General features: G+C 74.9%; 13 protein-coding genes and 1 pseudogene. 8 read left to right on the top strand and 6 right to left on the bottom strand.

Translation table 11 applies throughout. The features are described 5' to 3' along the window. Positions 1 to 3: 3 nt before the first annotated feature. Genes BS73_RS06410 through BS73_RS06395 form a run of 4 tightly spaced genes read left to right on the top strand, consistent with a single transcriptional unit; the run spans position 4 to position 4,488 of the window. Positions 4 to 594, top strand: coding sequence for a 2-oxoacid:acceptor oxidoreductase family protein (locus tag BS73_RS06410; RefSeq protein ID WP_051939571.1), 591 nt, complete (start codon positions 4 to 6; stop codon positions 592 to 594). Further along, complete coding sequence (gene porA / locus BS73_RS06405; RefSeq protein ID WP_051939569.1) at positions 578 to 1,810, top strand: pyruvate ferredoxin oxidoreductase; 1,233 nt, start codon at positions 578 to 580, stop codon at positions 1,808 to 1,810. The genes BS73_RS06410 and porA overlap by 17 nt, the downstream gene beginning before the upstream one ends. Continuing rightward, a complete protein-coding gene (locus BS73_RS06400; RefSeq protein ID WP_037570379.1) occupies positions 1,807 to 2,817 on the top strand; it encodes a thiamine pyrophosphate-dependent enzyme in 1,011 nt (336 codons plus the stop codon). The genes porA and BS73_RS06400 overlap by 4 nt, the downstream gene beginning before the upstream one ends. Before the next feature lie 9 nt (positions 2,818 to 2,826). After that, entirely contained in the window at positions 2,827 to 4,488 is a 1,662-nt protein-coding gene (locus BS73_RS06395; RefSeq protein ID WP_037570378.1) for an NAD(P)-binding protein, read from the top strand. Between the two features lie 59 nt (positions 4,489 to 4,547). Here BS73_RS06395 and BS73_RS06390 read toward each other — a convergent pair whose 3' ends face one another. From BS73_RS06390 to BS73_RS06370, 5 genes are all read right to left on the bottom strand, one after another. Then, a complete protein-coding gene (locus BS73_RS06390) occupies positions 4,548 to 5,246 on the bottom strand; it encodes a hypothetical protein (RefSeq protein ID WP_037570377.1) in 699 nt (232 codons plus the stop codon). Continuing rightward, positions 5,246 to 6,151, bottom strand: a complete 906-nt coding sequence (locus tag BS73_RS06385) for an ABC transporter ATP-binding protein (protein ID WP_037570376.1) — start codon at positions 6,149 to 6,151, stop codon at positions 5,246 to 5,248. Before BS73_RS06385 ends, BS73_RS06390 begins: the two co-directional genes overlap by 1 nt. Continuing rightward, positions 6,148 to 6,540 carry a GntR family transcriptional regulator gene (locus BS73_RS06380; protein ID WP_037570374.1) on the bottom strand — a complete coding sequence of 131 codons (393 nt, stop codon included), beginning with the start codon at positions 6,538 to 6,540 and terminating at the stop codon, positions 6,148 to 6,150. Before BS73_RS06380 ends, BS73_RS06385 begins: the two co-directional genes overlap by 4 nt. Before the next feature lie 82 nt (positions 6,541 to 6,622). After that, the gene (locus tag BS73_RS06375; protein WP_037570372.1) at positions 6,623 to 8,737 is read right to left on the bottom strand and encodes a 3-hydroxyacyl-CoA dehydrogenase NAD-binding domain-containing protein; all 2,115 of its coding nucleotides are present in this window, start codon (positions 8,735 to 8,737) and stop codon (positions 6,623 to 6,625) included. Between the two features lie 80 nt (positions 8,738 to 8,817). Then, positions 8,818 to 9,690 (bottom strand): NAD(P)H-binding protein, encoded by an 873-nt coding sequence (locus tag BS73_RS06370; protein WP_037570369.1) that lies wholly within the window; start codon positions 9,688 to 9,690, stop codon positions 8,818 to 8,820. A gap of 83 nt (positions 9,691 to 9,773) precedes the next feature. Here BS73_RS06370 and BS73_RS06365 point away from each other — a divergent pair, with 83 nt between their 5' ends. The 3 genes from BS73_RS06365 (at position 9,774) to BS73_RS06355 (ending at position 11,610) form a co-directional block, all read left to right on the top strand. After that, positions 9,774 to 10,322: a TetR/AcrR family transcriptional regulator gene (locus BS73_RS06365; protein ID WP_037570367.1), complete on the top strand. Its 549-nt coding sequence runs from the start codon at positions 9,774 to 9,776 to the stop codon at positions 10,320 to 10,322. Positions 10,323 to 10,408: 86 nt separating this feature from the next. Further along, entirely contained in the window at positions 10,409 to 11,101 is a 693-nt protein-coding gene (locus tag BS73_RS06360) for a helix-turn-helix transcriptional regulator (protein ID WP_051939567.1), read from the top strand. A gap of 32 nt (positions 11,102 to 11,133) precedes the next feature. Beyond that, positions 11,134 to 11,610: a DUF3291 domain-containing protein gene (locus BS73_RS06355; protein ID WP_037570366.1), complete on the top strand. Its 477-nt coding sequence runs from the start codon at positions 11,134 to 11,136 to the stop codon at positions 11,608 to 11,610. 22 nt (positions 11,611 to 11,632) lie between these two features. Here the strand turns inward: BS73_RS06355 and BS73_RS06350 are convergent, their stop codons facing one another. Then, complete coding sequence (locus BS73_RS06350) at positions 11,633 to 12,991, bottom strand: dihydrolipoyl dehydrogenase family protein (RefSeq protein ID WP_037570363.1); 1,359 nt, start codon at positions 12,989 to 12,991, stop codon at positions 11,633 to 11,635. Positions 12,992 to 13,190: 199 nt separating this feature from the next. On the opposite strand from BS73_RS06350, the pseudogene BS73_RS39255 reads away from it, so the two are divergent. Then, positions 13,191 to 13,634: pseudogene (locus tag BS73_RS39255) on the top strand (SRPBCC family protein); the annotation flags it as partial. Between the last annotated feature and the right edge of the window lie 27 nt (positions 13,635 to 13,661).

The following is a 13,661-nucleotide window of genomic DNA, read 5'->3' as shown; positions in this document are numbered from 1 at the left end:
GAGATGTTCGAGGTGCGGATCCACGGCAGAGGCGGGCAGGGCGCGGTCACCGCGGCCGATCTCCTCTCCATCGCGGCCTTCCACGACGGCCGCTACGCCCTCGCGTTCCCGAGCTTCGGCTCGGAGCGCACCGGGGCACCGGTCGCCGCGTTCTGCCGGATCGACGCGCGCCCGATCCGCTCCCGCGAGCCGGTCAGCGAACCGGACGCGGTGATCGTCCAGGACCCGACGCTGCTCGGCCGGGTGGACGTCCTCGCCGGGCTGCGCCCGGACGGCTGCGCGCTGATCGACGGCGAGTCCGCGCCGGCCGACGCCGCCCACCGGAGCGTCGCGGTGCCGGCCAGCCGGATCGCCCTGCGCTGCCTGGGGCGGCCGCTGCCCAACACCGCGCTGCTGGGCGCGCTCTCCGCGCAGACCGGCTGCGTCTCGCTGGCCTCGCTGGTCACCGCGATCTCGGAGCGGTTCGAGGGGCCGGCGCTCGAGGGCAACGTGGCGGCGGCCCGGGAGGCCTACGCCTGGGTGCGCGAGCGGGCCCGCGGGCGCGACCACGCGGCGGTACGGGTGGGGGAGGCCCGCGGTGGCTTCGCGAGTTGAGCGGATCGAGCAGATCGAGGGGTCCAAGGCCGTGGCGCGGGCCGTCGCCGCCTGCCGGCCGCAGGTGGTGGCCGCGTACCCGATCTCGCCGCAGACCCACATCGTCGAGGAGGTCAGCCGGCTGGTCCGGACCGGTGAGCTGACGCCCTGTCAGTACGTCAACGTGGAGTCCGAGTTCGCCGCCATGTCGATGTGCATCGGGGCCTCCGCGGCCGGCTCCCGGGCCTACACCGCGACGGCCAGCCAGGGGCTGCTCTTCATGGCGGAGGCGCTCTTCAACGCCTCCGGCCTCGGCCTGCCGATCGTGCTGACGGTGGCCAACCGGGCGCTGGGCGCGCCGATCAACATCTGGAACGACCACAGCGACTCGCTCTCCCAGCGCGACTCCGGCTGGATCCAGCTCTACGCGCGGGACAACCAGCAGGCCGTGGACCTCCACCCGCTGGCCTTCCGGCTGGCCGAGGAGCTCTCGCTGCCGGTGATGGTGTGCATGGACGGCTTCGTCCTCACCCACGCCGTCGAGCGGGTCGAGCTCCCCGGACAGGAGGCCGTCGACGCCTTCCTGCCGCCCTTCCGGCCGGCCCAGCTGCTGGCCCCGGAGCAGCCGATGACCATCGGGGCGATGGTCGGTCCTGAGGCCTTCACCGAGGTCCGCTATCTCGCCCACACCCGGCATCTGCGGGCGCTGACCGTACTGCCCCGGCTGGCGGAGGAGTTCCGGGCGGCCTTCGGCCGCGACCCGCACGCCGTCCTCGGCGAAGCCCACCTGGAACCGGGCGGCACCGTCGTGCTGGCCATGGGCTCCGTGCTGGGCACGCTGGCCGACGCGGTCGACGAACTGCGGGCAGAGGGGCTGCCGGTGGGCTTGCTCGGGCTGACCCTGTACCGGCCGTTCCCGGCCGAGGCGCTGCGTCTCGCGCTGGCCCGGGCGGGCCGGGTGGTGGTGCTGGAACGCGCGCTCGCCCCCGGCGTGGGCGGGATCGTCAGCGCCGACCTGGCCGCCGCGCTGCACGGGCTGCCCGACCCGCCGGAGATCCGCACCGTGATCGCCGGCCTCGGCGGGCGGCCGATCACCAAGGCGTCGCTCTGCCGGATGCTGGCCGACGCGACCGCCGGGCGACTGCCCGAACTGCTCTTCCTCGATCTCGAACGGGACGTGGTGGAACGGGAGTCGGGGCTGCTGGAGAAGGCGCCGGACGAGGAGGGCGCGACGTGACCGGGACCAGGTTCTACCAGGTGGGCAGCTACGCCGCCGGAAACCGGCTGCTGGACCCGGCGAGCCGGGCGGAGCAGTCCAGGGCCGGCCGGCCGAACAGCCTGACCATGGGCCACCGCGCCTGCCGCGGCTGCGGCGAGGCGCTGGCCGCCCGCTATGTGCTGGACGCCGCCGAACGCGCCACCGGCGGCCGGATCGTCACCGTCAACGCCACCGGCTGCCTGGAGGTCTTCTCCACGCCCTACCCGGAGTCGGCCTGGCGGCTGCCGTGGCTCCACTCGCTCTTCGGCAACGCTCCGGCGGTGGCCGCCGGGGTGGCCGCCGCGCTGCGGGCCCAGGGGCGCACGGAGGTGCGGGTGATCGGCCAGGGCGGCGACGGCGGCACGGTGGACATCGGGTTCGGCTGCCTCTCCGGCATGTTCGAGCGCAACGACGACGTCCTCTACGTCTGCTACGACAACCAGGCCTACATGAACACCGGGGTGCAGCGCTCCGGCGCCACCCCGCCGGCCGCCCGCACCGCCACCACCCTGCCGGTCGGCGGGGACCCCGGAGCCCCCTTCGGCCAGGGCAAGGACCTGCCGCGGATCGCCCTGGCGCACGGCATCCCGTACGTGGCCACCGCCACCGTGGCCGGACTGCGCGATCTGGAGGCCAAGGCGGCCCGGGCGATGGACCTCCACGGCGCCCGCTACCTCCACGTCCTCTCGCCCTGCCCGCTCGGCTGGGGGACCGGCTCGGGGGAGGCGGTCCGGATCGCCCGGCTGGCCGTGGAGTCCGGGGTCTTCCCGGTCTTCGAGGCCGTGGACGGCGAGATCACCGGAGTCGAGCGGATCCGGCGGCCGGTCCCGGTCGAGGAGTACCTGCGACCGCAGCGCCGCTACGCCCACCTCTTCAAGCCGGAGCCGCGGCCCGACGTGATCGCCCGCATCCAGCAGGCCGCGGACCGCAATATCGTCCGCTACCACCTCCTGGACCCTGACGAGCAAGCCGCGCAAGGAAGTTGATGAGCCGTCATGACCGACACGTCCCGTCCCGGCCGGCTGCCCTTCGCCACCACCCTCGGGCCCGGTTCCAGCACCGCCAACCTCACCGGCGCCTGGCGCACCGAGCGCCCGCGCTATGTGAGCCTGCAGCCGCCCTGCAACGGCGCCTGCCCGGCCGGGCAGGACATCCAGCAGTGGCTGTACCACGCCGAGAGCGGGGACTACGAGCGCGCCTGGCGGATCCTGGCCACCGCCGATCCGCTGCCCGCCGTCCTCGGCCGGATCTGCTACCGGCCCTGCGAGACCGCCTGCAACCGGGCGCGGCTCGACCAGGCGGTCGGGATCTCCTCGATCGAGCGCTTCCTCGGCGACGAGGCCATCCGGCACGGCTGGCAGCTGCCCCGGCCCAGCCGCCCGGACTCCGGCCGGCGGGTGCTGGTGGTCGGCTCCGGTCCGGCCGGGCTCTCCGCCGCCTACCAGCTGCGGCTGCTCGGCCATGAGGTGACGATCCGGGAGGCCGAGCACCGCCCCGGCGGGATGCTCCGCTACGGCATCCCCGCCTACCGGCTGCCCCGGGTGGTGCTGGACGCCGAGATCGAGCGGCTGCTCGGCCTGGGCATCGTGCTGCGCACCGACGACCGGGTCGCCGACCTGGCCGCCGCCCGCCAGGAGGACGGCGGCTACGACGCGGTCTTCCTGGCCGTCGGCGCCGGCCTCGGCCGCCGCGCGTACCTTCCGGCGGGGGACAGCGCGCGGATCCTGGACGCGGTCCGCCTGCTGCACAGCACCGCCGACGGCGAGCCCCCACTGCTCGGCCGCCGGGTCGCGGTCTACGGCGGTGGCAACACCGCGATGGACGCCGCCCGTACGGCCCGCCGGCTCGGCGCGAGCGACGCGGTCGTCGTCTACCGCAGGACCAGGGACCGGATGCCGGCCCAGGACAGCGAGCTGGAGGAGGCGCTGGAGGAGGGCGTGCGGATGCGCTGGCTCTCCACCATCGCCCACGCCGACGAGGGCCGGATCACCGTCGAGCGGATGGCCCTCGACGAGACCGGATTCCCTCAGCCCACCGGCGAGTTGGAGACGCTGGAGGCGGACAGCGTGATCCTCGCCCTCGGCCAGCAGAGCGACCTCTCGCTGCTGGGCGACGATGCCGGGCTCACGGTCCGGGACGGGGTCCTCCAGGTCGGCGCGGACCTCGGGACCGGGCTGCCGGGCGTCTTCGCCGGCGGCGACATGATCCCCGGCGAGCGCACCGCCGCCCACGCCGTGGGCCACGGCGCGCGGGCCGCCCGTGCCATCCACGAGCGGCTGGCGGGGCCGGTGCCGCACCGGGCGGCCCCCGCGGACCGGCCGCCGGCCGAGTACGACCGCCTCAACACCTGGTACTACTCGGACGCCCCGGCCGCGGTCCGGCCCCGGCTCGAACTCGCCCGGCGCACCGGCACCTTCGACGAGATCGCCCAGGGCCTGGACGAGAGCACCGCCCTCTACGAGGCTCGGCGCTGCCTCTCCTGCGGCAACTGCTTCGAGTGCGACAACTGCTACGCGGTCTGCCCCGACAACGCCATCCGCAAGCTGGGCCCCGGCCGGGGCTTCTCGGTCGACCTCGACTACTGCAAGGGCTGCGGCCTCTGCGCCGAGGAATGCCCCTGCGGCGCGATCGAGATGATCCCGGAGCCGCGGGCGTAGCGCGCCGAGGGCGGCCGAGAACACGGCCGGCGCCGGCCCCGGCCTCCCGCCGGGCGGGCTCACACCGTCAGCCGCCGCATGCCGGCGTAGCCTCCGGCGAGGAGGAGGGCGGCGACCGCGGCCAGCACGGCGGTGAGCCCGGCGGCCGTCAGACCGGTCAGGAAGCGGCCGACGTCCGCCCAGCCGTGCAGCCAGGTCGTGACGACCGCGGCCAGCGTCAGGACCGCGAGCTGCCCCGCCCCGAAGATCATCGTCCCGGTCAGCCCGGCCCGGCGGTGCACCAACCCGTACGCCATGCCGTAGGCGAAGAGGAGGACGAAGGAGACCGAGGCGGTGAGCCAGGCGAGGTACCAGGGCCCGTCCAGGAGGAACGGGACGCGGAAGTACGCCATCCGCAACCCCCAGCCGCCGGTGGCCCGTTCGACCAGCCGGCCGAGGGTGACGACCAGCCCGAAGCACACCCCGAGCCCGACCGCCACCGCCCCGGCGGCGAGGTGGTAGGTACGCCGGCCGACGCCGAGGGCCATCGCGAACGGCAGCGCCTTGGCCACCGACTGCAGGCCGATGACGAAGACCACCAGGAACGCCGCGGCCAGCCCGCCCACCCAGCGCTGGCCGCCGTCGCCGGCCGGGGTGAGCCGCAGGATCACCGCGTCGAGGACGAACCCGAATCCGGCCCACTCCCAGGGCAGCACCAGATAGGTGAAGCGGTCCAGGAGCAGATAGCGCACGACCGGGACGACAGAAGTGGAACGCATCAGGAGGCCCTCGCTGTCAGGAGTCCGGACGGGTCGTCGGCCCGCTCGGCCGCGTACACGGCGAGCTGCTGGAGGGTGACCGGCTCCAGCCGCAGCCGCAGGTGGCCGGCGAGCTCGCGGTCCCGCTCGTCCAGCCGGCCGGCCATCACCACGCTGGCCCGGGCGCCGATCGCGCGCCGGCTCAGCGTGGTCCGCCCGGCGACGAACCGTTCCACCCCGTCGGCCGGGCCGGACACGGCGGTGGCGCTGCCGCGCAGGTCGTCGGCGGGCGCGTCGAGGACCAGCCGGCCGCGGTCCAGCACCAGCACCCGCTCCAGGAGGTCGGCGGCCTCGTCGATGAGGTGGGTGGAGAGGAGGATGCAGCGCGGATGGGCGGCGTAGTCGGCCAGCAGCTGGTCGTAGAAGAAGGTGCGGGCGACCGCGTCCAGGCCCGAGTACGGCTCGTCGAAGAGGGTGAGCTCGGCGCGGGCGGCCAGCCCGATGACGATGCCGAGGGCGGTCCGCATCCCGCGGGAGAGCTTCTTGACCTGCCGGCACGGCGGCAGCTCGTACGCGTCCAGCAGGGTGCCGGCCAGCTTCTCGTCCCAGTTCGGGTAGAGCAGTGCGGCGGCCCGGACCGCCTGCCGCACCCGCAGGTCGGGGTAGGTCTGGTCCTCCCGGATCAGCACCGTACGGCGCAGTGCGGCGCCGCTCTCCCGGGGATCGTCGCCGAAGACCCGCACCCGCCCGGCGGTGGCGAACTCCTGGCCGGAGAGCAGCCGCAGCAGTGTGGTCTTCCCGGCGCCGTTGCGGCCGAGGAGTCCGGCGACGCAGGGCCCGTCGAGCTCGAATCCGACGCCGGCCAGGGCCTGGTGGTCGCGGTAGCGGCGCTCGACCCCGTCGAGGGCGACCGTCGGCGGCGTCACGCCTTCGCCCCCGTCGTGACCTCGGCCGAGTCCTGCTCCTCGCGGACGATCCCGAGGAGTTCCTCCCGCCGGATCCCGAGCCGCGCCGCCTCGACCACCAGCGGCCGCACATACCGCTCGGTGAACCGCTGCCGCCGGGCGCGCACCAGCTTCTCCCGCGCCCCGGGCGCGACGAACATCCCGACCCCCCGCCGCTTCTCCACCAGCCCCTCGTCCAGCAGCACGGTCAGCCCGCGCGCGGCCGTCGCCGGATTCACCCGGTAGTACGCCGCCAGCTCATTGCTGGACGCGACCCGTTCCCCCTCCCCGACACTCCCGTCGGCGATCTGGTTCGCAAGCTCGTCCGCGATCTGGACGAAGATCGGCGAACCGCCATCCAACTGCGACATCGACCCTCCCCTGCCTCGTTGGTTCCTTACTTTACTAATGAACCAACGAGGCAGGCAAGGGGTGCGCCGCCGAAGCCCGGGTTCAGCCGCGTCCGGCCGTGGCGAAGCCCTCGCCGGACCGCGCCAGTCGGGTCAGCAGCGGTGCCGGGCGCCAGTCCGGGTCGCCCGCCTCGGCGTGGTAGCGCAGCAGGGCGTCCCGCACCGCCGGCAGGCCGACCGCCTCGGCGTGGAACATCGGGCCGCCGCGGTGCCGCGGGAAGCCGTAGCCGGAGAGGTAGACCACGTCGATGTCGGAGGCGCGGAGCGCGATCCCCTCCTCCAGGATCCGCGCCCCCTCGTCGGCCAGCGCGAAGACCAGCCGGTTCGCGATCTCCTCGGGGTCGAAGGCGCGCCGCTCGATCCCGTTCCGCCGCCGGTACTCGGCCAGCAGCTCCTCCACCACCGGGCTCGGCCGCGCCTCCCGGCCGCCCTCCGGGTAGTCGTACCAGCCGCCGCCGGTCTTCTGCCCGAATCGGCCCAACTCGCAGAGGGCATCGGCCAGTTCGTCCCGGGGCGCCTCCGGGTCCTCGGCGTAGCGCCGCTTGCGGATCGCCCAGCTGATGTCCAGGCCGGCCAGGTCGCCCATCCGGTACGGGCCCATGGCGAAGCCGAAGCCCTCGACCGCCGAGTCGATCTCGGCCGGGGCCGCGCCGGCGCGCAGCAGCACCGCCGCGGCCTCCCGGTACCCGGCCAGCATCCGGTTGCCGATGAACCCGTCGCAGACCCCGGCCACCACCGCCGTCTTGCCGATCCTCCGGCCCACCGCCATCGCCGTGACCAGCACGTCGTCCGCGGTCCGCGGTCCGCGCACCACCTCCAGCAGCCTCATCACGTTCGCGGGGCTGAAGAAGTGCATCCCGACCACGTCGGCCGGGCGGCCGGTGGCGCCGGCGATCTCGTCCACGTCCAGCGTCGAGGTGTTGGAGGCGAGCACCGCGCCGGGCTTGGCGATCGCGTCCAGCCGGCCGAAGACCTCCCGCTTGACGGCCATCTCCTCGAAGACGGCCTCGATCACCAGGTCCGCGTCGGCGAGGTCGGCGAACTCGACGGCCGGGGTGAGCAGCGCCATCCGCTGTTCGAGCTGATCGGCCGTCAGCTTCCCGCGCTCGACCTGGATCCGGTAGTTGCGGCGGATCACCCCGAGCCCGCGGTCCAGCGCCTCCTTGCCGGTCTCCACGATGGTCACCGGGATCCCTGCGTCGAGGAAGTTCATCGCGATCCCGCCGCCCATGGTGCCGGCGCCGATCACCCCGACCCGCTCGACCGGCCGGGCCGCGGTGTCCTCCGCGATGTCCGGGACCCGGCGGGCCGCCCGCTCCGCGAAGAAGGCGTGCCGCAGCGCCGCCGACTGCTCGCTCGCCACCAGTTCCAGGAAGGTCCGGCGCTCCTCGGCCAGCCCCTCCTCGAACGGCGAGGTGGCCGCCGCCTCGACCAGGTCGAGGGCCGCGAGCGGGGCGCGGAACCCGCGGCTGCGGCGCCGCAGCCGCTCGCGCGCGGCGCCGAGGGCCGCCGGGTCCTCCGGGCGGGCGGTCAGGTCCCGCAGCCGGGGGAGCGGCCGGTTCCCGGCGATCCGGCCGGCGAACGCCACCGCCGCGGCGACCACGTCCTCGCCGTCCTCCACCACCAGGTCCAGCAGCCGCTGCCCGTCCTCCGCGGCCAGCGCCCGGGCGGTGCGCGGGGCGCCGCCCGTGATCATCTCCCGGGCGGTGCCCCCGCCGAGGGCGCGCGGCAGCCGCTGGGTGCCGCCGGCGCCCGGCACCAGCCCGAGGCCGACCTCGGGAAGGCCGATCCGGCTGCCGGCGGTCGCCACCCGGTAGTGGGCGCCGAGCGCGAGCTCGAGGCCGCCGCCCAGGCAGGTGCCGCCGACGGCGGCCACGACCGGCTTCGCCGCGTCCTCGACGGCGGCGATCACCTCGCCGAGGTTCGGCGAGGCGGTGGACCTGGCCGTCCCGAACTCGGTGATGTCGGCACCGGCCGAGAACACCCCGCCCCCGCCGGTCAGCACCACGGCCTCCACCGCGTCGTCCGCCAGGGCGCGTTCCAGGCCCGCCAGGATCCCGCTGCGGGTGGCGTGTCCCAGCCCGTTGACGGGCGGATTGTCGATGCGGATGATCGCTGCGCGTCCGTCCACTCGGTACTCGGTCTTCTGGGTCGTCATGCGGTTCAGTAATCCGCCTCGACCACCCGCGGGTCAAGGCCGGACCGGTTCCGGGGGGGCGGGCCGCCCGGCTGCGGCGCTCAGCCGGCCGGGAAGGCTGCCACCCGCTGCCGCACCGCCTCGATCGCGGGCAGTGCCGGCCGCCCGGTCAGCTCGGTGAGGGTGGCCGTCGGGGTGCTGCCCCACGGGCCCCGGAAGTCTCTGTAGAGCTCCACCAGCTGCCGGGCGGTCGACTCGGGGACGCCGAACCTCTCCCGCACATGGCGGAGGTACTCCTCCTCGCCGACGGCGCGGAACGGTACGCCCGCCGCCTTCGCCACCTCCTCCCAGCCGATCGCGTCCGGGCCGGTCAGTTCGAGGATCCGGCCGCGGTGCCGCTCCGGCTCCGCGAGGACGGCCGCGGCCGCGTCGCCGAGGTCGTCGGCGGCGGCCGGGGTGGCCCGGGCGCCCGCCGCGGGCGCCACCACCTCTCCGCTGCTCCGGCCCCACACCACGTCCCGGGCGATCGCGTCGGCGATGCCCGCACTGAGCCGGAGGACGGTCCAGTCCGGCCCGGCCTCCCGCACTGCCGCCTCCAGGCGGTGGTAGTCCTGGACGACCGGCACTGTGGCATTGGGCAGATCGGGCCAGCTGGTGAGGACGATCCGGCGGACCCCGGCGTCCGCGGCCGCGCCGACGGCGGCGGTGACCCGGGGCAGCCGCAGGCCGGGGTCGGGGCCGAAGAAGGTGGCGTTCAGCAGGACGGTGTCCACGTCCGCGAGGGCCGTCCGCAGGGCCGCCGGGTCGTCGAAGTCGCCGAACCGGTAGGCGACGTCCTCGTGGCGCGGCGGGTGGGCCGCCGACCCGGCGACGTCCCGCACGGTGGCCACGAGCCTCTCATCGGTGCGGTGGCGGAGATGGGCGAGCACGGCCGATCCGAACGCGCCGTTGCCGCCGGTGACTGCGATGGTCATCCGCTACTCCTAGACTGTAAGCGGGGCGATGACCCCGGTTACTATACGGGGCGCGCGCCCCGCTTAACAGGGAGGGAAAGAAGATGGCTCCACGGGCCCCCCGCGCGGACGCGCTCCGCAATCGGGCACGGATCCTGGCCGCGGCCCGTGAGGCCTTCGCCCACGACGGGGTCGACGTCCCGCTGGACGCCGTGGCCGAGCGGGCCGGTGTCGGCGCCGGCACCGTCCATCGCCACTTCCCGACCAAGGAGGCCCTGGTGACGGCGGTGATCGCGGATCGCCTCGACCGGCTGGCGGACCGCGCGGCCGAGTTCGACGGCGCCGACCCGGTCGGGGACTTCTTCGCCTTCCTCGCCGAGCTGACCGACTCCGCCCGGGACAACCTCGCGCTCGCCTCCGCGCTGGACGGGACCTTCGGCACCGAGGGCGAGGCCTCCGCCGCCCGCCTCGCCGCCGCCCTGGAGTCCCTCCTCGCGGCCGCCCAGCGGGCCGGGGGCGTCCGCCGCGACGTCACCGCCGCCGAGCTGCACGCCATCCTCTCCGGGGTGCTGGCCGCCGAGGGCCGGCTGCCCCCCGCCCGCCGCGGCCTGGGTCTGGAGATCGCCGTCGCGGGCCTGCGCTCCCCGGGATGACCCGCGCCGCGCGGGCGCGCGCCGACCGTGCGCAGGGCTCGCCCGGATGCGTGCCGGTCAACACCCGTTGGTCATAGAATTCCTGGATGGCTGACGCGGTGGAACCCCAAGTCGGGGGCGAGGACGAGGAGTTCACGACGCTGGGCGTGCTGGGCGATCCGGTGCGCCGGGCCCTGTACCGCTTCGTCGCGGGGCGCCCGGGGGAGAGCGGCCGGGAGGCGGCGGCGGAGGCGGCCGGGGTGTCCCGCTCGCTGGCCGCCTTCCACCTGGACAAGCTGGTCGAGGCGGGCCTGCTGGAGGTCTCCTACCGCCGCCTCTCCGGCCGTTCCGGCCCCGGCGCCGGCCGCCCGGCCAAGCTGTACCGGCGGGCGGCGGGCGAGCACGCCGTGACGGTTCCGCCCCGCAGCTACGGCGACGCCGGCCGCCTCCTCGCCGAGGTGGTCGAACAGGCGGGCCTGGACCGGGAGTTGCAGTGTGCCGCGCATGCGGTGGGGGCGCGGGCCGCGGACTCCGGCGCGGAGGCCGACGTCCTCGCGCTCCTGCGCGAGCGCGGCTATCAGCCGTACGCGGACGGCGAAGGCGCGGTCCGGCTCCACAACTGCCCCTTCCGCGCCCTCGCCGAGGAGTTCCCCGCGCTGGTCTGCGGGATGAACCTGGCGCTGGTCCGGGGCCTGCTGGCGGGCGGCGGAGGCGCGGCCGCCGCGCCCTGGTCCGCCGAGATGGACCCGGCGCCCGGCGGCTGCTGCGTGGCCCTCCACTCTAAAACGAATAGTGATTGACGTTAGAGCAACGGCCTTGCCATGCTTGGCCCATGACCGGCTATCAACTCGCCCAGGTGAACGTCGGGCACATCGTCGCTCCGCTGGAGTCCCCGGAACTCGCCGACTTCGTCGCGAACCTCCCCGAGATCAACGCCCTCGCCGACGGCTCGCCGGGCTTCGTCTGGCGGATGGTGGACGAGGGCGGCGCGGACAACACCATGCTGCGTCCGGACAGCGCGGACCGGCTGCTCCTCCTCAACTGCTCGGTCTGGGAGTCCCTGGCGGCGCTGCGGGCGTACGTCTACCAGAGCGCCCACCTGCGAGTGCTCAGCCGCCGCCGCGAGTGGTTCGTCCGGCACGTCGAGGCGCACCAGGCCCTGTGGTGGGTCCCGGCCGGCCACCGCCCCACCGTCCCCGAGGCCACCGCGCGGCTCGCCCTCCTCCGCGAACTCGGGCCCACCCAGCGGGCGTTCACCTTCCGCGAGCCCTTCCCCGCCCCGAGCGGCGAGCCCGCGCCGACGGCCTGACCCGCCGCCTCAGAGTTCCCACTCAGAGTTCCAACTGCTCCAGCGCGTTCAGGAACCCCTCGCTGTACGTGGGGAACTGGGCGATGTCGTCGAGGAGGACGTCGATCGGCACGGCGGCCCGGATGGCCAGCACCGCGTAGTGAATGAACTCGCCGGCCATCGGGGCCACCGCCCAGGCGCCCACCAGCACCCGCCGCTCGCGGTCGGCCAGCAGGCTGAGCCGGCCGTGCGGCTCGGTGTCGAAGGTCCACGGCCGGGCCAGCGCCGCGGCCAGGTCCACCGTCGCCTCGGCGGCGTCGATCCCCGCCCGCTCCGCCTCGGCGGGGGTCATCCCCACCGCGGCGATCTCCGGTTCGGTGAAGACCACCCGCGGATGCACCGCGTCGTTGCGCACCCGCCGCTTGCCCAGGATGGTGTCCGCGGCCACCCGCGCGTGGTACTTGGCGAGATGGGTGAAGGCCGGGCGCCCGGTGACGTCGCCCACCGCCCACAGTCCGGGAGCGGCCCGGCAGCGGTCGTCCACCGGCAGCGCGCCGCGGACGTCGACCGGTACGCCGACGTCCTCCAGGCCCAGCCCGGCGGTCCCCGGCCGGCGGCCGGTGCCGAGGACGACCACGTCGACGGTCAGCTCCCGGCCGTCGTCGAGTTCCAGCACCGCGCCGCCCGAGCCGGACGGGCGGGCCGAGCGGGCCTGACGTCCGGTCAGCACGGTGGCGCCGTCGGCGGAGAGCAGCCGGGCCGCCTCCTCGCCCAGCCTGGGGTCCTCCCGCGCGAGCAGCCGCTCGCCGCGGACCAGCAGCGTCACCTCGCAGCCCATCCGGGCCAGGAAGTGCCCAAGCTCGACGGCGACCGGGCCGCCGCCGATCAGCGCCGCCCGCCCGGGGATCTCCCGCAGGCTGGTCGCCTCCCGGTTGGTCCACACCGGGACCCGGTCGAGTCCGGGGATGTCCGGCCGGACCGGCTGCGAGCCGGTGGCCAGCACCACGTGCTCGGCCGCGAGCACCCGGTCCCCGACGGCCAGCGTCCACGGGTCGCGGCCGACGAACCGCGCGGAGCCCTTCACCACCTCGACGCCGTTCTTGCGGTACTCCTCTACCTGCCGGGAGTCGTCGTGATGGCGCACCATCACGTCCCGGTAGTCGCGGAGGGCGGGCCAGTCCAGCGCCGGCCGGGAGAGCCCGGCCACCCGCTCCGCCTGGGCCTGCGCCTCCGGCCCGCGCAGCAGTGTCTTCGACGGGATGCAGCCGTAGTAGCCGCACTCCCCGCCGATCAGCTCCTTCTCCACCAGCGCCGTGCGCAGGCCGCCCGCCGCGAGCCGGCTGACCGCCACCTCGCCGCCGGGACCGGCGCCCACCACCACCGCGTCGAAAACCTCGGACATCCCGTCGCCTCCTGCGCGCGCCTCGTGCGGCCGACTCTTCCGCTACCCCGCCGAGAGACTCGCATACGCGCCCGGAAGCGCAACCCCGCGACGCGCGCGGGGTGGAGGAGGTCACCCCGGTCGGTCGTGTGGGCGGCCGGGTCGGGGGTACCCGAGACAGGACGCAGGCAGTACAGGCGCAGAAGGGGAGTGATGACCTGTGGCCAGCGTCGAGCAGTCGATCGACGTCGCCGTCCCGGTCCGTACCGCGTACGACCAGTGGACGCAGTTCGAGGAGTTTCCGGCGTTCATGCGCGGGGTGAAGCGGATCGAGCAGCGCACCCCGACCCAGATGCACTGGGTGACCAGCATCGCCGGGGTGGACAGGGAGTTCGACACCGAGATCAGCGAGCAGATCCCGGACGACCGGATCGCCTGGCACGCGGTGGAGGGCCCCGAGCAGGCCGGGGTGGTCACCTTCCACCGGCTTGACGACCTCCGTACGCGGATCATGGTGCAGATGGAGTTCGCCCCGCAGGGGGTCCTGGAGCAGGTGGGCGACAAGCTCGGCTTCGTCAGCTCGCGGATCGAGGGGGACCTGAAGAACTTCAAGCGGTTCATCGAGGACCGGGGCGAGGAGACCGGCGCGTGGCGCGGCCGCGTCGAGCCGCCGACCCAGCTGGCGCCGGAC

The sequence above is a fragment of the Phaeacidiphilus oryzae TH49 genome, from assembly GCF_000744815.1.
Lineage (GTDB): Bacteria > Actinomycetota > Actinomycetes > Streptomycetales > Streptomycetaceae > Phaeacidiphilus > Phaeacidiphilus oryzae.
Note: the sequence above shows the minus strand (reverse complement) of the source record. Positions and strands in the feature narration are given on the sequence as shown.